Source organism: Bacillus cereus group sp. MYBKT111-2, assembly GCF_051915205.1.
Lineage (GTDB): Bacteria > Bacillota > Bacilli > Bacillales > Bacillaceae_G > Bacillus_A > Bacillus_A paranthracis.
In genome coordinates this window covers 91,164-111,763 of sequence record NZ_JBQAEG010000011.1, presented here as the reverse complement: position 1 = coordinate 111,763, position 20,600 = coordinate 91,164, and the positions used below count along the sequence as shown (strand labels likewise).

Sequence of the window (20,600 nt, the reverse complement as noted above, 5' to 3'; positions counted from 1 at the left end):
CTAAGAGAAGGTGAGATTAAAATGAGTCTAGTTAAAAAAGGTGCTGCTCTATTAATGGTAGCAACAATGGCATTATCTAGTGCTGCTTGTTCAAATAGTAAAACAGAGGGAAAACCTGAAGCACAGGCAAAAGTAGCACCAGTTGAAAAAAATGGTGATAAAACTGTAATTCGTTTTTGGCATGCGATGGGTGGAAAAACACAAGGTGTACTAGATGGGCTTGTTGCAGACTATAATAAGTCACAAAATAAATATGAGATAAAGGCAGAGTTCCAAGGGACATATGAAGAGTCTTTAACGAAATTTAAAACGATGTCTGCTACGAAAGAAGCGCCAGCTCTTGTTCAGTCGAGTGAAATTACAACAAAATATATGATTGATAGTAAAAAGATTACGCCAATTGATAGTTGGATAAAAAAAGATAAGTACGATACTTCAAAGCTGGAAAAAGCAATTACAAATTATTATTCAGTTGATGGAAAAATGTATTCTATGCCATTTAATTCATCTACACCAGTATTAATTTATAATAAAGATGCTTTCGCAAAGGCGGGCTTAGATCCAGAGAAAGCTCCAAAAACATATGCGGAATTGCAAGAAGCAGCGAAAAAGTTAACGATTAAAGAAGGCGGAAATGTAAAACAATATGGATTTTCAATGCTGAATTATGGTTGGTTCTTTGAAGAATTGTTAGCGACACAAGGCGCTTTATATGTAGATAATGAAAATGGTCGTAAAGATGCTGCAAAGAAAGCTGTATTTAACGGTAAAGAAGGACAGAAAGTATTTGGGATGCTAGATGAGTTAAATAAAGCTGGTGCACTAGGAAAGTATGGAGCAAGTTGGGATGATATTCGTGCCGCGTTCCAGTCTGGACAAGTTGCTATGTATTTAGATTCTTCAGCTGGTGTTCGCGACTTAATTGATGCATCTAAGTTTAATGTAGGCGTGTCATATATTCCATATCCAGAGGATTCGAAACAAAATGGTGTTGTTATTGGTGGAGCATCATTATGGATGACGAATATGGTTTCAGAAGAAACACAACAAGGTGCTTGGGACTTTATGAAATATTTAACGAAGTCAGACGTACAAGCAAAATGGCATACTGCAACAGGTTATTTCTCTATTAATCCAGATGCATATAATGAACCATTAGTAAAAGAGCAATATGAAAAATATCCACAGTTAAAAGTAACAGTAGATCAATTGCAAGCGACGAAACAATCTCCAGCAACACAAGGTGCTTTAATTAGTGTATTCCCAGAATCACGAGATGCAGTTGTAAAAGCATTAGAAGCAATGTATGACGGAAAGAATAGTAAAGAAGCGTTAGATGAAGCCGCCAAAGCGACAGATAGAGCAATTAGCATTTCAGCTCGTACGAGTCAAAAATAAGAGAAAGCCGTATCCGAAAAAGGATACGGCTTTCTTTAGGAGATAAGGGATCAAAAAAATGAAGAAGTCTTATCTCTTTTATATGAGTAAAGGGTCTAGAATGAATCTTGTCCTTTTCATTATTTGTTTAACTCCATTGCAACTTGTTTACCATTTACGAAAACCTCTGCCACTGCTACTAAAACTTCCATCACTTTTTTCATTTCTCATCTCTCCTTGTTTTTTGTTTCATTTCTTACTTTTAGTATAAGGAAATATAGCAATTGCAACTATCGAATTGAATGACAAGAGACTTACATTGTTGTAAGGATAATCGTTGTATCTGTAATAAATACGGTTTTAAAATACAATTCTGAAGTTTCTGTCGTTTTGAATTATAATTAGAAAGAGGGGTGATAATATGAAAAGAATTCTTGTTATTAGTGATATTCATGGCGAAATAGAAAAGTTCGAACAGTTATTAGAAGAAGCTCAATACGATGCAAAAAAGGATCAACTAATTTTATTAGGGGATTATGTAGATCGTGGTCCAAATGCACGTGCAGTAATTGAAAGGGTAAAAGAGTTAAAAGAAGATGGAGCCCTCGTTCTAAAGGGAAATCATGAAGATATGATGATTAAGGCGTTAACGACTGATGAGGAACGTTCATGGAACCATTGGGTAAAAAGGAATGGTGGAGATAAGACATTATATAGCTATGGATTTGTAGAAGAAGATATTGTAGTTAATGAGGAAGACTTCCAAAAACCAATTTTACAATCGCATGTTTTAGAAGATCATGTAAAGTTTATTCAAGAATTAGATCATTACATTGAAACAGAAGAGTACATATTTGTACATGCTGGTGTTGAGCCTATGAAACGAGTTTCTGAATGTGAACCATATACGTTAATGTGGATCCGTAATGAGTTTCATAATGGATATAGTGGCGAAAAGGTTGTTGTATTTGGCCATACGGAAACAAAAACGCTTCACGGTAGTGAGAATTGTGGCGTGTATTTTGGTAGTAATCGAATTATTGGAATTGATGGCGGGGCTGTGTATGGTGGTCAGCTAAATTGTTTGGAATTGCCAAGTAAAAAGGTATATGTAGTAAAAAATTGAAAGAGATAAGGGAAATCTTATTTCTTTCAATTTTTTATTAAGCTAAATTTAAGAAAGAGTCTTTATAATTAATCTTTAAAATTCTGTATCAAGAAAAAGTGTAGAAAGAACGAATTAAAAATGAAGTTACAGAATATAATGATATTCTTTTGTTAGGAAAAGCAGGAATGTGATTATAAATAGAATCGAACGATATGGTGGAAGGTGAGAATATGCGCTTACTCGTAGTAGAAGATAATGCTTCGTTATTAGAGTCTATCGTACAAATTTTGTGTGATGAATTTGAAGTAGATACAGCATTGAATGGAGAAGAGGGATTATTTCTAGCGTTACAAAATATATATGATGCAATTTTGCTTGATGTGATGATGCCAGAGATGGATGGTTTTGAAGTAATTCAAAGAATACGTGATGAAAAGATTGAAACACCAGTCCTGTTTTTAACAGCGAGAGATTCTTTAGAAGATCGGGTGAAAGGGTTGGATTTTGGCGGAGATGACTATATCGTTAAGCCATTTCAGGCCCCTGAATTAAAAGCGAGAATTCGTGCTTTACTACGCAGAAGTGGTAGTTTAACAACAAAGCAGACCATTCGCTATAAAGGAATTGAATTGTTCGGAAAAGATAAAGATGTTCAAGTAGATGGACAAAGTATGAAGCTAACATTAAAACAATATGAGCTTCTAGAGTACCTTGTTCAAAATAGCGGAAAGATTTTAATGAGGGAACAAATTTTTGATCGCGTCTGGGGATTTGATTCAGATACGACAGTAGCGATTGTAGAAGTATATGTACATCATTTACGTAAAAAATTAGAGCCATTCGGTTATCAGAAAGATATTCAAACCGTTCGAGGTATTGGATATATATTAAAAGAACAATGAAAAAGGGAAGCATGTTTCAGAAGACGCGTATTCGATTGACTATATTGAATTCATTAGTATTTATCATTTTGATAGGCGTATTAGGTAGTATCATTTATTCTTACACATATAAGCGTATTTATAGTGGAGTAAATGAATCGATAGAAAAAGCCGTTCAACATAGAAAAAATGCAGATGATAAAAAATTCCCTAAAAAAATTAGGGGATATCCTCCAATTGGGGATCCAAGGATAATGGAGTTAACTTGGATAGGAAACACAGTGGAGATAGGTGTTGAAAACGGTAAACGTCGTATTATCTTTGAAGACAATTTGGAAAAGTTTTCGCCAAAGAAATTAGGAATTTTGCAAGATATAGAAGTGCAAGGACTATATTTTAGGACGTTTGCATTTCAACAAGATGGAAAAATAGTTCAAATCGTACGCGATATAACAGCTGAAGAAGAAATGTTAAATACTTTATTTTTAATTCTTGTGATAGGTTGTAGCATAGGAAGCCTCTGTGCAATCGGTATCGGCTTTTTCCTAGCTGGTAGGGCACTCGTACCTATTCAAAATTCATGGGAAAAACAGCAGCAATTCGTTTCTGATGCATCACATGAACTAAGGACACCGCTTGCAGTTATTCAATCAAAAACAGATGTTTTATTCCAGTCACCATCCGCTACGATAGAAGAAAAAGCGATGGATATTTCTACAATTTCAAAAGAATGTAGGCGGTTATCAAAACTCGTTAGTAATTTATTATTGCTAGCACGCTCTGATTCTAATCAAATTGAGATGGATAAGAAAACATTTGAACTCGATAAATTGTTAGAAGAAATAGTAGCTCCATATAAGGAGATTGCTTCTTATCAAGAAAAAGAAATGATATTAAAAGTAGAACGTGGCGTATCTTTTATGGGTGATAGAGAGCGGATTCATCAAATGATGGTCATACTGTTAGATAATGCGATGAAGTATACGAACGAAGGCGGTCATATTCAAATCAATTGCACGCAAACGAGTAGTTCAATTCGTATACAAGTGAAAGATGACGGGATAGGAGTGAAAGAAGAAGATATTCCGAAATTATTTGATCGTTTTTATCAAGGGGATAAAGCAAGAAGTACGTCAGAAGGAGCTGGATTAGGTCTTTCAATCGCAAATTGGATTGTAGAAAAACATTACGGAAAAATATCAGTAGAGAGCAAATGGGAAGAGGGCACTTGTTTTGAAGTGATTTTCCCTAAACACCAAAGAATATAAGTGAGAAGACGATCTTGTTTTTACAAGGTCGTCTTTTTTTAAGGGAAAGTTAAGAAACTATTTTTAACATGTATTATATACAGAAAAGTTCGCCCTATAAAAAGAAGCGATTATAAAAAGGTATTTGAGTAGATTATATCGATCATAATGTTATTTCGATTATGAATAGGGAATGATGGAAAAGAAAGTGTAAGAGGGAGGAATTAATTTTGAAAAAGAAAATGATGATGGTATTCACTATTGGAGTAATGAGTTTAAGTATATTAGGGGGTGCCTCTCCTTCTGAAACATCAAAAGGAAAGACAGATTACACACAGCGCAGCAAAGAACAATTAAACAATGGAAAGATACATGCTGTGCATACAGAAGAAAAGGCGGAGAATTTAGGGATTGAAACGGCAGGGAAAGAACAAATTACGCTAGAAAAAGAAATCCATGAGACGGAAGTAGGAAGAGAAGCAGAACAGTTAGGAATTTCGATTGAAGGAAAAGATGTTGGAACTCTTTCAGAAGAAATCTATGAAACAAAAGTGAAGCAAGAAGCGTTAAAGCTAGGCATATCAATAGAAAATACATCAATTGTAAATTTGATTACTCAAATTAATACGATTAAAATTAACGATGAAGCGGATAAATTAGGTATTTCGACAAATGGAAAAGAAATAGAGGACATTGCAGAAGAAATCTATGGAACGAAAGTAAGAGAGGAAGCAGGCAAGTTAGGTATTTCACCAAAAGGAAAAGAGATAGAAGTGTTAGCGCAAGAAGTATACGAACAAAAAGTACAGGAAGAAGCAAAAGAATATCATATCGATTTGTATGGGAAAGATATATATCAAGTATTAAGTGAAATTAATGAACAAAAAGTGTTACAAATGGCAGATAAGCTTAATATCGATAAAACGAATATGAACACTCAAGAACTAGCAGAAAAAATAAAAAAAGATCAGCCTGAAAAAGGAAAAGAACTAAATTTTGTACCGGTAATTCGCACGGATGCTGACGCGTTTTATTCTTATTTAACGAACTAAGAAAGGCGTGAGAGTGATACGAAGGTTTAAGTGGTATATATGTATAGCATTACTAGCTATAGCGGTATGGAATGTATATACAAATGGAATTACAAAGTATATGGAAACGTTAACATTCTTCAATATACAAAGTGAAAAAGAAGCGGAGTTTAGTAATAATGGTGAAAAGGTCATTTTATCAAATGTACCTTTCATTCAGCAATTACCAGAGTTAGATAGAGGCTGTGAAGTGACGAGCTTAGCGATGATGTTACAATACGCAGGTATTACAGTGGATAAGATGAAATTAGCAAACGAAATAAAGAAAGTTGATTTTATGAACGATGGTGTACGTGGGAATCCGAATGAAGGATTTGTAGGAAATATTTATACCTTTTCTGAATCAGGATATGGTGTATATCATGGACCACTTTTTCAATTAGCGAAAAAGTATTTACCTAATAAAGCTGTGGACTTAACAGGGAAGAGTATAGAAGAGCTTTATAAGAGTGTAAAATCAGGGCAACCGGTAGTCATGATTACAAATGCAACATTTGCGCCATTAGATAAAGATGAATTTACTACATGGGAAACAAATAGTGGAGATGTTTCTATTACGTATAATGAACATTGTGTAGTACTTATTGGATATGATAAGGAATTTGTATATATTCGAGATCCTCTAAGTGATAGTTTAGATGTAAAAGTACCGAGAGAAAGTTTTGAAAAGGCATGGGTGCAAATGGGGAGTCAGGCGATTAGTTACATATAAGATGGGTAAATAAAAGGAAGGAGGCTGTTTCAGCCTCCTTCCTTTTATTTATTTTCTGTGGCATTGATTACAAACTGATCATAATATTTTTCATTCACGTATATATTTAATACCCATAATCCAGATGAAGGTAGTGACATAGTGAGTGGGAGTTCGGTTGTAGTAGAATCAATTGTATTTGAAGTAGTCCAAGTTGGTTTAGAAGTTTCTTGTTGAAAGAGTACGGGTGTTGGAGTTACTGATCCTTGTTTTAGTGCAATAATAGATAGTTTTCCAGTTGGCATTTCAGGATCTAAAAAGTACCACATCATTTCATTTTTTTCATTTGCGATAATAGGGCTATCAGCCATTGCGATTTTTTCTTCGATACCTTTTAAAGGTGTTTTTTCTTGTATGAAGGAGGGTGTTTCTTCCCAATTTACATCTTTTAAAACGCTAAGATGAAAGAAGGAAGGTGCATTAACTTGGGTGGATGACGTGGCGATAGCTTCTTTTTTAGGTGCTTCTGAATCAGGCTGCAATTGCGAGCATCCAGTGATGAGAAAGGAGAAAAGTAGCATAGTTCCAATTTTTTTCATGGTGTCACACTCCTAATTTTTACTGTTAGTGTAATTGTATTTGCCAGAAAGAGGGACAATTCCTTTAAAGTATAAAAAGAGGTCGTAAGTTTTGTACGACCTCTTTTGACATTTTTTATATTTGTTCAGTTGAAAAGGTTGGTTCTCGTTCTTTTTGAGGCATCGTTAAGAAAATAACAGAAAGAACGATACATACGCCGCCCAGTAATTGATACGCTCCAAATGATTCATTTAGCCAAGCGATTGAAACGATGGCTGCTACAAGTGGTTCAATGCTAGATAAAATACTAGTTTCTGTTGCAGCTAAATATTTAAGACTGCCAATATAAAGAAGGAAAGAAAGAGTGCCACTTATGATGATAAGAATAAGCATAGAAAAAGTTTTTGGTGTAAAAGTTTGTGAAAGCTGATTCCATTCAAACGAGCGATTACAAATAAGCAGGGCAATGCCGCCAATTAACATTCCCCAGCCAATTACTACAGTTGTTCCGCATTCTTTAATAAGAGAAGCTGGATGGAGGGTATAAAATGCAAATCCAATTGCTGTTAATAGGCCAAAAATAATGGCTTCTTTCGATAAAACAATATTTTCAATTGAACCGTTTGTAATAATAAAGTACGTTCCCGTTAGTGCAGTAATAATTGCGAGTAGTTGCATAGAAGCAGGGAATTTTCTTTGTCCAAATGCGACATAAATGGTAATAAAAACAGGACCTAGAAATTGAAATAATGTCGCTGTGACCGCATTACTAATATGAACTGTTTCGATAAAGGCATATTGCGCACCGAGCATGCCGAGAATAGAGAAAATAATAAGTTGTATAGAATGTCTAGAGTGTTTCCAAATTTGAAATATGTTTTGTTTCTTTATAAGTAAAAAAGATAAAATAAATAATCCCGCAAGCAACAAGCGAATTGTTAAAAAATCAATTGATGATACGTTAGTATGTTGAAATAGCCACTGAATCATCGGACCAGATAATCCCCATAAGGTAGCTCCTGTAATAATCATAATGAGTCCAATCCGTCTACTATTGTTCATAATCATGCATCTCCTCTCGAGTATTTGATTTTTTATGTGTGACATGATAAAAGGAATTATATATAACTTCTGGTACTGTAAAAAGTATCAGATTTTAGTTTTATTAAGGGGTCAGATATTATGTTAGAATTAACGCCTAATTTAAATATGAATAGTAAAAAGGCATTGTACGTGCAATTGTATGAGTATATAAAAAAAGAGATTAAGGATGGAACGATTTCCGCTTTTACAAAATTACCCGCAAAGAGAAAGCTGGCGAGCTATTTACAAGTGAGTAAGAATACAATAGAAGCGGCTTACGAGCAATTACTTGCAGAAGGTTACATTGAGTCGATATCAAGAAAAGGTTATTTTGTATGTAAATTTGAACAAATGATGGATGTAGAAGGAAGCGAAGCGAAAGTAGAAGAAGTATCGTTTCGGGAGGAGAACTATACATTTGATTTCACACAAACAGGGGTTGATACAAAAACTTTTCCGTTCACTATGTACCGCAAGCTTATAAATGATGTATGGCAGCCGCGTAATAATGATTTACTTTTTCTTGGACACCCTCAAGGAGAATTAAGCTTACGAGAGGAAATTGCGAACTATTTGTATGAATCTAGAGGTGTACGTTGTTCAGCTAGTCAAATTGTATTAGGTGCGGGAACACAAATATTAGTGAAGTTACTTTTTCAATTGTTGAAGGGAAGTAATTACGCTGTTGAAAATCCAGGGTACCATAGGAAAATGGTCGTTTTTGAACAGGGAGAAAAGAAGGTTCAAATGTTGTCTTTAGATAGGGACGGCATTTGTATGGCAGATTTAGAAAATAGCACTGCAAATGTTGTATTTGTAACTCCTTCTCATCAGTTTCCATATGGAATGATTATGCCTATTACGAGAAGGACGCAGCTTTTACAATGGGCAAAGAAAGAAGAAGATAGGTATATTATTGAAGATGATTACGATAGTGAATTTCGTTATTCAGGAAAGCCAATTCCGGCACTACAAGGGTTAGATACAGATGGGAAAGTTATTTATATGGGGACGTTATCAAAAGCTTTGTTGCCCTCATTACGGATGAGCTATATAGTATTACCGAAGAATTTAATTAAAAAGTATCAAAAAGAATATTTATTTTATACACAAAGTGTTTCAAGAATGGATCAAGAAGTGATTAGAAAGTTTTTACATGAAGGTTATTGGGAAAAACATATTCATAAAATGCGTGTCGTCTACCGGAAAAAGAGGGATCGACTTGTTTTTGAAATAGAGAAGTATTTCTCTAATCATGTTGAAGTGATAGGAGAAGATTCGGGATTACACATTTTATTAAAAGTACATAATGGAATGCGAGAAGAAGAACTCATTCAAGAAGCTGCAAAATATAGTATTAAAATATATCCTGTTTCTACGTACTATAAAGACGGTACTGCACCTGAAAATGTCGTTTTACTTGGGTTTGCGATCTTATCAGAAGAAGAAATTGCGAAAGCGATTCAACTATTAAATACAGCGTGGTTTAGAAAAAAGTAAAAAAACATCCTCATACATGAGAGGATGTTTTTTATTATTTATTTTCGTCTAAGAATAAGACCATATGCTCTTCGTCCCAATATTGTCCGTTATATTTTAATGAACGTTCTTGTACACCGAATGTTTTAAATCCTAATGATTCATAAAGTTTTTTTGCTCCATCGTTGCCAACAACAACATCAAGCATAACTTGTTCCACCTCTAAAGATTTAGCAAGCTCAAGACATTCTTTAATAAGTGCTTTCCCTGCTCCAAGTCCGCGTGCTTTTGGAGATACATATACAGAACCGATTTTAGCTTTATGTTCTTGTTTTACATATGGTTTCGTTTCCAGTGTTGCAACCCCGATTAATTTTCCATCTTTGAATGCGCCTAGCGTATAGTTTTCATCTTGTGCTAATTTTTGTGCTTTATATTCAATCGCACACTCTTTATTAATAATATCTTCATAAGAAGAGCTGAAAGCTTCAGGGTTTTGCTTTAAACCTTCTACACGAAGTTCTAAGTAAATTTCCGCTTCATCTTTTGTTAATACATGGATATCCAATTATATCACCCTCCAAATCTTTGACAAATGTATCTTTATTTTATATTGAAATAAGAATAATTTCAAAAGCTTAGCTTATATAAGCTGATTTTATGAACAAAATAACACCAGTAGTTTTTACTATTACTGGTGTTTTCACACACATATTATTCAAAAGGTAGCTCAATTATAAAGGTAGTTCCTACCCCTAATTTGCTTGTTACTAGAATGGCACCGTTATGCAATTCCACAATTTCTTTAGCAACAGCTAGCCCGATACCTTTTCCCCCAGTAGCTCTCGTTCTAGATTTATCAACACGATAAAAACGATCGAAAATATGCGGAATATCTTCTTCAGGAATACCTTCACCTTCATCTTGTACACTTATTGTAAAAGAATTTGTTTCAGCGAGTACGCGTATCGTAATAGTAGTGTTTTCTAGTGAGTGTTGATAAGCATTGTGTAATAAATTTAACATAACTTGTTCCATACGTCTTTCGTCTATGCAAACTTCTAAATCATCTTTGCAATATACATGAAGTTGCATTTGTTTATTTGTTAATGTTGTTTTTGTTTTTTCAACCATTCGTTCTAAAAATGGTCTAAGAAGTACTTTTTGTTTTTTTATAACAAATTGGTGTTGTTCTAATTGTACAAGCATAAATAAATCTTGGACGAGGTCAGTTACACTATCTGTTTCATCCTCGATGATTTGCAAGTATTCTTCTCGCTCTTCTTTCGTTAAAGTGTCTCTCTTTGCTACTTTCGCATAACCTTTCATATAGGTCAATGGAGTTAATAGTTCATGGGCGACACTAGCAAGAAATTCATTGCGTTCTTTTTTCATATAAGTTAGTTCACTGGACAAATCTTCAATCGTTTTTGCTAAGCTTCCAAGTTCATCATTCCGTTTAATACCTAATTGAATTGGCGTATTTAATTTTGACATTTTTTCTGTTGCCCTCTTCATTTTTATAAGCGGTTCTGTAATAACACGAGAAAAAACAAAGACAGAAATAGTCGTTAAAATAACAGTCAAAACACTAATGATAAGAAATTGGTTCATGAGTTTAAGTAACATATTTTCTAAGAAAGATGTTTTTAGTAACATATATAACTTTCCTTGAAACTCTGCTGTATTAAGTGAGCTTACAGTTGTGATGAATTTTGATTTTTTCCAGTTCTTTTCGACAACCAATCCGTTTGCTGGAATAGGTTCTGTTTTACATGTAAGCTGTTTTTGCATTGCTTTTGTTACAGGTTCTGAAGTGGAAATGATTTTTCCATTATTGTCCGTTATAATGATAGCTATATCAGAGTTAGCAATTGATTCGGATTCAACTAAGTGTTCAGCCTCATCCGCGATATCGAACTCTGGGTATATAGGACGGTTAGGATTTTTATTGTATTCAGCACGTTCGCCGTGTTTCTTTTCTTTAGCAAATGCACTCCACTTTGCGCGTTGTGTAATTTTGTTACTATAGCGATTACCTTTTTCTAAAAGAGCGAGTGTTTCCTCTTCAATGCGCATTTTAGAAATACTTTTGTAAAAAGATACGAAAGCAATTGTTTCAATGCATAAAGCTAATATTAAAAAGTATGTCCCGATTTTAAGTGAAAGTTTACTCATTTTCTCACCATACCTTATTCATAATAAAGGGTCAGTGGTATACTAGTTTCCACTGACCGAAGTAATTATTCACTTTTCCATTTATATCCGACCTTATAAACAGTTTCTAAGTAATTTTCAACTGGAAATCCTTTTTTACGTAATTTATCACGGATATTGCGAATATGTGAATCGATTGTTCTATATTCAATGTCTGTTTCATAACCCCAAATTTTTTCGATTAAATCATCTCGGCTATAAGCACGGTTTGTATTTTGTAAAAATAGTCCAAGTAACGAAAATTCGATAGGAGTCAGTGAGATTTTTTCATCATACACTGTGACAGTATGTTTCGTTTTATCCCACTCAATACCATTGAAGCTAACAAATCCATCTTTCTTTGTACGGCGTAATATAGCCTCAATTCGTGCAACTAATACATGCTCATTAAATGGTTTTGTAATATAGTCATCTGCGCCGATCGTAAGGCCTTTTACCATATCGTAATTTTGATTACGAGCTGTTAGCATAATGATTGGAACGTTGGAAATTTGACGGATTTGATAGCAAGTATCCCATCCATCCATATTTGGCATCATTACATCTAACAAAACAATATCGAAGTCTTTTTGTTCTATTAACTTTAGTGCTTCAAGGCCAGAGGTAGCTTTCATACAAAAATAGCCACGAGGACTTAAGAACAGATCTAATAATCGTAACATACGTTCTTCATCGTCTACTAATAAAATTTTCACCATAATCTTGTGCACCCCAAACTGTTCATTCTACTTGTATAGTTTACATGAAAATGATAAAAAACTCTTTTTATGTGATTGAGTGGAAGAGTGATTTCTCGCTCAGAGTAATTGACATAAAAAATGCACTAGTTTTGCACAACTATTTTTTATAATAGAAAACGTAGCGACACAAAATACCCTATGTTGCGACATAACGTCATGTCATTTTATTTATAAAATGACAATTCCATTCTATTGTGTATGTGAGATAGAGAGGGTTTTCGTATTCACCTCGCATCGGATAAGAAAAATTTCCTATCTCACACTTTTTTTAAAAGGAGATCATACACATGAATCCAAAAGAAGAAATTTCAAAAAAAGAAAAGCAAGATCGTAATACGGTTGTCATGTGCGTTGCCGTATCTATGGTTATTATTATAAGTTGTGTAAATAAAATTTTGGGGATTTTATAATATAAAAAAAGCTTATTGCTTCTTAAGAAGCAATAAGCTTTTTTCGTTGTTAGGGGGAGTATTTTTATATAATAAACCAAGGTAAAATTGCTAATCCAGAAGTTACAATTGCTGTAGTAAATATTAAAAGCATAGCTCGTTTGTTTTGTTTCATGTCACATTCTCCTCTACATATCAAGTACATGCGATCAGCGTGGGATGTAGTTCCCCACTGAGTAAAGTTTCACTTTATATTTTTAGTATAATGAATGGAAAGGTTTGGTACGATCGATAAAGGTGACATGAAGATTACATTGTTGTAATGAAAAAAGCATCTTTCTTAATAAAAAGATGCTTTTGGAAAACTAGATTGAAGTATTAATCATTTAAGAATAGAACCATATGTTCTTCGTCCCAATATTGACCGTTATGTTTTAATGAACGCTCTTGTACGCCGTAAGTTTGGAAACCTAATGACTCATATAATTTTTTTGCTGCATCGTTACCAACTACAACATCGAGCATAAGTTGTTCTACATGTAATTTATCGGCATTTTCAATAATTGCTTTAATAAGAGCTCGTCCTGCTCCAAGGCCACGTGCTTTAGGGGAAACAAAAACGGAACCGATTTTTGCTTTATGTTCTTGTTTAATGAAAGGCTTTGTTTCTAAAGTAGCAATGCCGATTAAATCGTTATCTTTGAAGACACCTAGAGTATACTTATCCGGATTGCTTAATCGTTTTGCCATAGCAGCTACAGGATCCTCATGTTTCAGAACATCTTCATAAGAAGAGCTAAAAGCTTCCGGGTTCTTCGTTAAACCTTCCATACAAACTTTTAAATATATTTCTGCGTCCTCTGTCGTTAATAAGCGAATTTCCATCGTTGTAACCTCCTTGGTTGATTTCAAATAAAGTGAACCTTTTATAAGATTGTGTATGTGTTTTGTGAGCAGTCTCTTTTAATTTGTAAAAGAATGAAAAGATATATGCTACAATGTTTTGTTTTTTAATATGTAATGAAATTATATATTAACTTTATTAACTATTCAAGTGTTTAATATATTACATTTTTATAACTAAAATAACTCCTCGATTGAGGAGTTATTTTAGTTATTCGATTGATAACCATCAATTCGATGTGGATGCGTGTAAATATTACAAGAGTCATTTCTAATAAATCCTACGACTGTAATGCCTAAATCGTGAGCGAGTTGCAATGCTAGTTTTGTTGGAGCGGATTTAGATAGAACAATTTCACATCCGATTTTTGAAACTTTGAGTAAAATTTCGGATGAAATACGCCCACTAAATGCAATGATTTTTCCTTTAACAGATATATCGTTGCGTAAACAATGTCCATATATTTTATCTAATGCATTATGTCTTCCAATATCCATTCTTGATAGGAGGATATTGTTTCGATCACATAGCGCGGTATTGTGAACACCGCCGGTTTGGCGAAAGGTAGTAGAAGATTGTTGTAAAGTATTCATTAAGTAAAAGCATTCTTCAGGAGTAATTTTTACATGTATATCATGTAAATCTTTTGCTTTTGCTGCATCGTTAGCGAAAATAAAACCTTGTCTACCTTTTCCGCAGCAGGAAGTGATGTATCGTTTATTATATAAATTTTGATAGAGCGGATTTATTTTTGATGATGTTACATGGACAATTCCGTTATCTTTTTGAACCCATAGTTCTTCAATATCTTTATAGGAAGAAATAATCCCCTCAGAAATTAAAAAACCAATTACCATATCTTCAATATAATTTGGTGTACATACGACTGTTACATATTCTTCACCATTCAATTTAATAGTAATAGGAGATTCTGTAACAATCTCATCAGTTTGTTTTGAAAATGTACCAGAGTGATAGCGTACAATTGTATAACTCTCTTGCGTAGGTCCCATATGAAATTCCCCTTTTATATGTATTTTCTCCCACATTCATCATAAAACATTGAAAAAATAAAAACATCTATTAGAAGGAAGGTATCAGATTATTTTGGTTATTATTGTATATATACGATATAATAGAAATGTAGAATAGTGAAATTTTCAAGCTTTCGTAGTGATACCTTATAAACATCTAGAATCGACTTCATAAGAAAAGTATTTAGGCAGGGCGTTTCAAAAATATGTACAGTAATTCATTTATGAAAACGGATTCACAAATGTGTTGTACAGTTGGTTGTAAGGAGAGGGGAAACTATGGCAGAACAGACAGTCCGTGTAACCGTAGATGGTAAAGAATTTTCAGCATCAGGTGAAAAGACGATACTACAATTATTTAACGAGAGTAATTTGGAACATCCTCAAATTTGTCATGTACCAGAAGTAGATCCAATTCAAACTTGTGATACGTGTATTGTAGAAGTAGATGGGAAGTTAATGCGTGCTTGTTCAACGCAAATAGAGAATGGTATGCATATTGAAAGACAGTCACAGCGTGCGAAAGAGGCGCAGACTGAGGCGATGGATCGAATATTAGAGAATCATTTATTGTATTGTACCGTATGTGATAACAATAACGGTAATTGTAAGGTTCATAATACAGTACATATGATGGGAATTGAAGAACAGAAATATCCGTATGAGCCGAAAGTAAGTGCTTGTGAAGTGGATATGTCACATCCGTTTTATCGGTATGATCCAAATCAATGTATTGCTTGTGGACAGTGTGTAGAAGTATGTCAAAACCTACAGGTTAATGAAACGATATCGATAGACTGGAGCTTAGATCGTCCGCGTGTTATATGGGATCATGGTGTAAGTATAAATGACTCATCTTGTGTAAGTTGCGGGCAGTGTGTAACAGTATGTCCATGTAATGCGTTAATGGAAAAATCAATGTTAGGTGAAGCTGGATTCATGACAGGGTTAAAACCAGATGTGTTAGATCCGATGATTGATTTTGTAAAGGATGTAGAGCCTGGATATAGTAGTATTTTAGCGGTTTCAGAAGTAGAGGCTGCGATGCGTAAGACGAAAGTGAATAAAACAAAAACAGTTTGTACATTTTGTGGTGTCGGTTGTTCATTCGAAGTATGGACGAAAGATCGCCATATATTAAAAGTGCAACCTGTTTCAGATGCACCGGTTAATGGTATTTCCACATGTGTAAAAGGTAAATTTGGATGGGACTTTGTAAATAGTGAAGATCGAATTACGAAGCCATTAATTCGCCAAGGAGATATGTTTGTTGAAGCTTCATGGGAAGAAGCGTTAGAAGTTGTTGCTTCTAACATGCAACATATTAAATCAGAATACGGCAGCGATGCATTTGGATTCATTTCTTCATCCAAAGTAACGAATGAAGAAAATTACCTTATGCAAAAACTAGCTCGACAAATATATGGAACGAATAATGTAGACAATTGTTCGCGTTATTGCCAATCTCCAGCAACAGATGGTTTATTTAAAACTGTCGGTATGGGCGGCGATGCTGGAACAGTGAAAGATATAGCTGAAGCAGGCCTTGTCATTATCGTTGGTGCGAATCCAACAGAAGGACATCCTGTACTCGCGACGCGTGTAAAACGTGCTCATAAATTACACGAGCAAAAACTGATTGTAGCAGATCTTCGTAAACATGAAATGGCAGAGCGTGCGGATTTATTTATTCATCCGCGCCAAGGTACAGATTACGTATGGCTTGCTGGTATTACGAAATATATTATTGATCAAGATTGGCATGATAAAAAGTTCATAGCTGAAAATGTGAAGAACTTTGATGAATATAGCACAATGTTAGAAAAGTATACGCTTGATTATACAGAAGAAATTACGGGAATTTCGAAAGAAAACCTGAAAGAAATGGCTCGTATGGTATATGAAGCAGATGGAACTTGTATACTTTGGGGAATGGGTGTAACGCAAAATACAGGAGGAAGTACAACATCTGCTGCCATTTCCAATTTACTGCTTGTTACGGGGAACTATCGTCGTCCTGGTGCAGGCGCATATCCATTACGAGGTCATAATAATGTACAAGGTGCTTGTGATATGGCGACATTACCAAACTGGCTTCCAGGTTATCAAGCAGTATCGGATGATACGCTTCGTGCTAAGTTTGAAAAAGCATACGGCACAACGATTCCGAAAGCACCAGGATTAAATAATATCGCAATGTTACTTGCGGCAGAAGAAGGAAAACTACGTGGTATGTATGTCATGGGGGAAGAAATGGCTTTAGTCGATTCCAATGCGAACCATGTGCAACATATTTTAGCGAATTTAGACTTCCTCGTTGTTCAAGATATGTTCTTATCAAAAACAGCTCGTTTTGCTGATGTTATTTTACCAGCGGCACCAAGCTTAGAAAAAGAAGGAACGTTTACGAATACAGAGCGACGTATTCAAAGATTATATGAAGTATTAAAACCACTAGGTGATTCAAAACCAGATTGGTGGATTTTACAAAAAGTTGCTCGTGCACTCGGCGGGGATTGGAATTACGAAAGTCCAAGTGAAATTATGGACGAAATCGCATCGCTTGCACCGTTATACTCTCAAGCAACGTACGATCGTCTAGAAGGATGGAATAGTTTATGTTGGGGTAGTCATGATGGTAGTGATACACCGCTATTATATGTAGACGGATTTAACTTCCCAGATAAACTAGCTCGTTTATCATTAGATGAATGGATACCACCAGTTGTAGCGCCAGATGAGTATGATTTACTTTTAAATAATGGACGTATGCTAGAACATTTCCATGAAGGGAATATGACGAATAAGTCGGCTGGTATTTTATCTAAAGTATCTGAAGTGTTCGTTGAAATTTCACCTGAGCTTGCTATAGAGCGCAATGTGAAAGATGGTGGTCTTGTAGAATTAGCATCACCATTTGGCAAAATTAAAGTACAAGCGCTTATTACTGAGCGTGTAACGGGGAAAGAGCTATACTTACCGATGCATGCAACGATAAATGAAGAAGCGATCAATATTTTAACTGGGACGGCAACAGACCTTTATACGTGTACACCGGCGTACAAACAAACGATGGTGAAAATGCGTGTATTACGTGAAAAAGGAAATCGTCCGTTACCATCTTCAAACCCGCGAGATAAAAAGCGTAATCCGCAAAATGGTGTTGAAATCGAGCAAAAATGGCAAAGAAAACAATACGTATCACTCGTGGACTAGGGGGCGGAGATAGTGGCGAAAGAGATTACTTTAATTAAAAAGAAAGTTGTAACAGAGGAAGAACAGAAACAGCAAGTAGCAGATGAACTTCTAAATGAGCTATCTAATAATCGTGAAGCAGTAGAAGAAACGATGCAGCTGTTAGCGCAGTTACAGAAGGCTGGAATATTAGATGCGGCGATTAGTTTACTTGCTGCTAAGGAAGATGTTTCAAAAATCGCTGTGGAGCAATTAAATCGTGAACCAGTTAAAAATGCACTTAACAACATGATGGGGGCGGGGGAAGCACTGTCCTCAGTTGACCCAGAAGTAACAAAGCAAATCACATCGAGTTTAGTCACTGGATTGCAATTTGCAACAGATGAATTAAAGAGTGGTAAAAAAACAAAAGTGATGGACTTCTTTAAAGTGTTAAAAGATCCAGATATCAATAGAGCCATCACATTCGGATTTAGCTTCTTGAAAGCATTTGGACAAGGGTTAGAGAAAAAATAGAGTAAGTGAAAAGTGATGGGAAGTAGCCATCACTTTTTTCATTGTATGTATAAGAGTGTTCATGTTAAGCGGAATATATTATTATTAAAGGGATGGGTTAGAAATGGAAATGTGGAATCCATCTCAAATATCGTTTTAGAATGTGGAGGAATATATGCAACACCGTAAAAGACTATCTATACCAGGAGTAATGAGACATTCCTTTCAAACTGTTAGATTTGCCTTTTGGAATGTGTTAACATTCCAACTTGCTTATAAATTGTTAGCAGCGATTGTGTTTATCCCACTTTTCGGTATTATTTTCAATAAGTTGTTGTACTTTGGTGGGTATGCAAACGCAACAAATGATGAGTTATTAGCATTTTTGAAAACCCCATACGGGATTTTGGCGATCGTAATTTTATCTATATTGGCATTGTTCCTGATCTTTACAGAGTTTGCAGTACTTATTATCATTTCATACTTCGCTCATAAAAGGCAAAAGGTGAGATTACGTCCGATTTTATATAAAACAGTAACGTATTTACCTTCTCTGTTTACATATTGCTTACCTGGCTTTGTTTTGTATGCAGTTGTACTATTACCACTATTAAGTATGGGATATAAATCTGCATTGATTCCTGAAATTCAAATTCCTAATTTTATTACAGGTGAACTATTTAAGACAACAATGGGGCAAGTTGGATATTATACTTTCTTTGCTGTAGTTGCCTATTTGAACCTTCGTTGGATTTTTGTTTTACCTATTATCGTTTTAGAGGAGAAGCCGTTCCGTACGGCAGCACGCAAAAGCGCAAACTTAGTAAAAGAAAGCTTCTTTAAAGTTTTGTTCTTTTTAGTAGGTTTTTTCATATCTGTAGGAATTGTTTTTCTTTTATGTGTAGGAGTTTATTTACTTTGTCTGTGGGGAGTATATGAATTTACAAACCCAGAAGGGACATTTGCACTACTAGCAGAGTCAACTATTTCAGTTTTCCTAACAAGTACATTGTATCTATTTAGCTTTATTATGACGCCGTTCTATATTATGGCGTTAACAAGATTGTATTTACAAAAGGTTCCAGTCGAAGATGTTTTATTAGAAGAAGGATTAGATTATTCAAAGACGAAGGCAGATAAATGTTTCTTCCAAAAACATCGTTGGAAATTTATTGGTGTATATATTGTAGGAATTATTACGGCGGGAATGGTTGTTGCTTTCATTGTTACCTTTATTACAAATACATATAAAGAACCGATTATTATGGCTCATCGCGGTTATATTTCAAAAGGTGTAGAAAATACGAAAGAAGCTGTGCAGGGAGCTATTGATGCGAAAGCAGACTACGCTGAAATAGATGTATTACAAACAAAAGACGGTGAACTAGCAGTTATACATGATTTGAAGTTGAAACGTCTTGCCAATGCTAACGTTCATGTTTCGGATTTAACGATGGAAGAGTTAAGGCAGCTTACCCTTAGTCAAGATGGTTTTTCAGGACAAATCAGTACGCTGGATGAAATCATTAAGTTGGCAAAGGGTAAAATCAAACTCAATATTGAAGTGAAGCTTCATGGGGGCGAAAAAGACTTTGTAAACAAAGTATTAAAAACGATTAAAGATAATGAATTTGAGAAGCAATGTGTTATTCAAACGTTACATTATCCGCTTATAAAAGAGTTTAAGCGTGCAAATCCAAATATAAAAGTAGGATATATATTATATGCAAGTAGAGCTCACTTAAAGAATGTAAAGGCTGATTTTTATGTAGCGGAAGAATACATGTTAAATAAGAAATTAGTAAAAGAAGCAAGGAAGTTAAATAAACCAATTTACGTATGGACGGTAAATGATATGGAAAGTTTAAAGGGATATTATAAATTGAACGTAGATGGTATCATTACCGATTATCCTGAATCGGCACGTGAAACAATTAAGATGTTAAAAGAGCAAGAAGAGGAAGAAAGTGATCTGTTTGATAAAATTACTGAAACGACAGATGATTTGTTTTCAAAATTATTTATAAGTTATCCAGCTGCTAGTTAAATGCTAGCAGCTGTTTTTTTAGGGAAAGAATATATCCCTAAAG

Annotated in this window: 18 protein-coding genes; 11 read left to right on the top strand and 7 right to left on the bottom strand. The window is 34.6% G+C overall.

Annotation, left to right across the window (positions count from 1 at the left end; translation table 11 throughout):
• Nucleotides 1–21 precede the first annotated feature (21 nt).
• From ACTFNE_RS23880 to ACTFNE_RS23855, 6 genes are all read left to right on the top strand, one after another.
• Nucleotides 22–1,398 (top strand): ABC transporter substrate-binding protein, encoded by a 1,377-nt coding sequence (locus tag ACTFNE_RS23880; RefSeq protein WP_046198943.1) that lies wholly within the window; start codon nt 22–24, stop codon nt 1,396–1,398.
• A gap of 400 nt (nt 1,399–1,798) precedes the next feature.
• Complete coding sequence (locus ACTFNE_RS23875; RefSeq protein ID WP_046198942.1) at nt 1,799–2,503, top strand: metallophosphoesterase family protein; 705 nt, start codon at nt 1,799–1,801, stop codon at nt 2,501–2,503.
• 212 nt (nt 2,504–2,715) lie between these two features.
• A complete protein-coding gene (locus tag ACTFNE_RS23870) occupies nt 2,716–3,387 on the top strand; it encodes a response regulator transcription factor (protein ID WP_001238613.1) in 672 nt (223 codons plus the stop codon).
• 11 nt (nt 3,388–3,398) lie between these two features.
• Entirely contained in the window at nt 3,399–4,634 is a 1,236-nt protein-coding gene (locus ACTFNE_RS23865) for a sensor histidine kinase (protein ID WP_052737382.1), read from the top strand.
• 209 nt (nt 4,635–4,843) lie between these two features.
• The gene (locus tag ACTFNE_RS23860; RefSeq protein WP_046198940.1) at nt 4,844–5,665 is read left to right on the top strand and encodes a hypothetical protein; all 822 of its coding nucleotides are present in this window, start codon (nt 4,844–4,846) and stop codon (nt 5,663–5,665) included.
• A 13-nt stretch (nt 5,666–5,678) separates the two neighbouring features.
• Nucleotides 5,679–6,416 (top strand): C39 family peptidase, encoded by a 738-nt coding sequence (locus ACTFNE_RS23855; RefSeq protein ID WP_046198939.1) that lies wholly within the window; start codon nt 5,679–5,681, stop codon nt 6,414–6,416.
• A 44-nt stretch (nt 6,417–6,460) separates the two neighbouring features.
• Here the strand turns inward: ACTFNE_RS23855 and ACTFNE_RS23850 are convergent, their stop codons facing one another.
• Both ACTFNE_RS23850 and ACTFNE_RS23845 read right to left on the bottom strand, forming a co-directional pair.
• Nucleotides 6,461–6,994 carry a DUF4871 domain-containing protein gene (locus tag ACTFNE_RS23850; protein ID WP_000719664.1) on the bottom strand — a complete coding sequence of 178 codons (534 nt, stop codon included), beginning with the start codon at nt 6,992–6,994 and terminating at the stop codon, nt 6,461–6,463.
• Between the two features lie 115 nt (nt 6,995–7,109).
• Nucleotides 7,110–8,036, bottom strand: coding sequence for a DMT family transporter (locus ACTFNE_RS23845; protein ID WP_046198938.1), 927 nt, complete (start codon nt 8,034–8,036; stop codon nt 7,110–7,112).
• Nucleotides 8,037–8,156: 120 nt separating this feature from the next.
• Here ACTFNE_RS23845 and pdxR point away from each other — a divergent pair, with 120 nt between their 5' ends.
• A complete protein-coding gene (gene pdxR / locus ACTFNE_RS23840; protein ID WP_000891902.1) occupies nt 8,157–9,557 on the top strand; it encodes a MocR-like pyridoxine biosynthesis transcription factor PdxR in 1,401 nt (466 codons plus the stop codon).
• A gap of 34 nt (nt 9,558–9,591) precedes the next feature.
• Here pdxR and ACTFNE_RS23835 read toward each other — a convergent pair whose 3' ends face one another.
• From ACTFNE_RS23835 to ACTFNE_RS23825, 3 genes are all read right to left on the bottom strand, one after another.
• Nucleotides 9,592–10,104 carry a GNAT family N-acetyltransferase gene (locus ACTFNE_RS23835; protein ID WP_000351212.1) on the bottom strand — a complete coding sequence of 171 codons (513 nt, stop codon included), beginning with the start codon at nt 10,102–10,104 and terminating at the stop codon, nt 9,592–9,594.
• Nucleotides 10,105–10,250: 146 nt separating this feature from the next.
• A complete protein-coding gene (locus ACTFNE_RS23830; RefSeq protein ID WP_046198937.1) occupies nt 10,251–11,714 on the bottom strand; it encodes a sensor histidine kinase in 1,464 nt (487 codons plus the stop codon).
• Nucleotides 11,715–11,779: 65 nt separating this feature from the next.
• Nucleotides 11,780–12,451, bottom strand: a complete 672-nt coding sequence (locus tag ACTFNE_RS23825; protein WP_270705930.1) for a response regulator transcription factor — start codon at nt 12,449–12,451, stop codon at nt 11,780–11,782.
• Between the two features lie 329 nt (nt 12,452–12,780).
• On the opposite strand from ACTFNE_RS23825, the gene ACTFNE_RS23820 reads away from it, so the two are divergent.
• Nucleotides 12,781–12,903 carry a hypothetical protein gene (locus tag ACTFNE_RS23820; RefSeq protein ID WP_001068392.1) on the top strand — a complete coding sequence of 41 codons (123 nt, stop codon included), beginning with the start codon at nt 12,781–12,783 and terminating at the stop codon, nt 12,901–12,903.
• A gap of 357 nt (nt 12,904–13,260) precedes the next feature.
• Here the strand turns inward: ACTFNE_RS23820 and ACTFNE_RS23815 are convergent, their stop codons facing one another.
• Together ACTFNE_RS23815 and fdhD are read right to left on the bottom strand one after the other, a co-directional pair.
• The gene (locus tag ACTFNE_RS23815; protein WP_000405875.1) at nt 13,261–13,767 is read right to left on the bottom strand and encodes a GNAT family N-acetyltransferase; all 507 of its coding nucleotides are present in this window, start codon (nt 13,765–13,767) and stop codon (nt 13,261–13,263) included.
• A 225-nt stretch (nt 13,768–13,992) separates the two neighbouring features.
• Nucleotides 13,993–14,799 (bottom strand): formate dehydrogenase accessory sulfurtransferase FdhD, encoded by an 807-nt coding sequence (gene fdhD / locus ACTFNE_RS23810; protein WP_000529214.1) that lies wholly within the window; start codon nt 14,797–14,799, stop codon nt 13,993–13,995.
• A 300-nt stretch (nt 14,800–15,099) separates the two neighbouring features.
• Here fdhD and fdhF point away from each other — a divergent pair, with 300 nt between their 5' ends.
• The 3 genes from fdhF (at nt 15,100) to ACTFNE_RS23795 (ending at nt 20,557) form a co-directional block, all read left to right on the top strand.
• Nucleotides 15,100–18,036, top strand: coding sequence for a formate dehydrogenase subunit alpha (fdhF, locus tag ACTFNE_RS23805; RefSeq protein WP_000840655.1), 2,937 nt, complete (start codon nt 15,100–15,102; stop codon nt 18,034–18,036).
• Nucleotides 18,037–18,048: 12 nt separating this feature from the next.
• Nucleotides 18,049–18,531, top strand: coding sequence for a DUF1641 domain-containing protein (locus ACTFNE_RS23800; protein ID WP_001040528.1), 483 nt, complete (start codon nt 18,049–18,051; stop codon nt 18,529–18,531).
• 154 nt (nt 18,532–18,685) lie between these two features.
• Nucleotides 18,686–20,557, top strand: a complete 1,872-nt coding sequence (locus ACTFNE_RS23795) for a glycerophosphoryl diester phosphodiesterase membrane domain-containing protein (RefSeq protein WP_001164743.1) — start codon at nt 18,686–18,688, stop codon at nt 20,555–20,557.
• Nucleotides 20,558–20,600 lie beyond the last annotated feature (43 nt).

Bases quoted from the DNA above. Each gene is read 5' to 3' on its own strand.
- ACTFNE_RS23880 (WP_046198943.1), top strand. From the start codon at position 22: ATGAGTCTAGTTAAAAAAGGTGCTGCTCTATTAATGGTAGCAACAATG.
- ACTFNE_RS23875 (WP_046198942.1), top strand. From the start codon at position 1,799: ATGAAAAGAATTCTTGTTATTAGTGATATTCATGGCGAAATAGAAAAG.
- ACTFNE_RS23870 (WP_001238613.1), top strand. From the start codon at position 2,716: ATGCGCTTACTCGTAGTAGAAGATAATGCTTCGTTATTAGAGTCTATC.
- ACTFNE_RS23865 (WP_052737382.1), top strand. From the start codon at position 3,399: ATGTTTCAGAAGACGCGTATTCGATTGACTATATTGAATTCATTAGTA.
- ACTFNE_RS23850 (WP_000719664.1), bottom strand. From the start codon at position 6,994: ATGAAAAAAATTGGAACTATGCTACTTTTCTCCTTTCTCATCACTGGA.
- ACTFNE_RS23845 (WP_046198938.1), bottom strand. From the start codon at position 8,036: ATGAACAATAGTAGACGGATTGGACTCATTATGATTATTACAGGAGCT.
- pdxR (WP_000891902.1), top strand. From the start codon at position 8,157: ATGTTAGAATTAACGCCTAATTTAAATATGAATAGTAAAAAGGCATTG.
- ACTFNE_RS23830 (WP_046198937.1), bottom strand. From the start codon at position 11,714: ATGAGTAAACTTTCACTTAAAATCGGGACATACTTTTTAATATTAGCT.
- ACTFNE_RS23825 (WP_270705930.1), bottom strand. From the start codon at position 12,451: ATGGTGAAAATTTTATTAGTAGACGATGAAGAACGTATGTTACGATTA.
- ACTFNE_RS23820 (WP_001068392.1), top strand. From the start codon at position 12,781: ATGAATCCAAAAGAAGAAATTTCAAAAAAAGAAAAGCAAGATCGTAAT.
- ACTFNE_RS23815 (WP_000405875.1), bottom strand. From the start codon at position 13,767: ATGGAAATTCGCTTATTAACGACAGAGGACGCAGAAATATATTTAAAA.
- fdhD (WP_000529214.1), bottom strand. From the start codon at position 14,799: ATGGGACCTACGCAAGAGAGTTATACAATTGTACGCTATCACTCTGGT.
- fdhF (WP_000840655.1), top strand. From the start codon at position 15,100: ATGGCAGAACAGACAGTCCGTGTAACCGTAGATGGTAAAGAATTTTCA.
- ACTFNE_RS23795 (WP_001164743.1), top strand. From the start codon at position 18,686: ATGCAACACCGTAAAAGACTATCTATACCAGGAGTAATGAGACATTCC.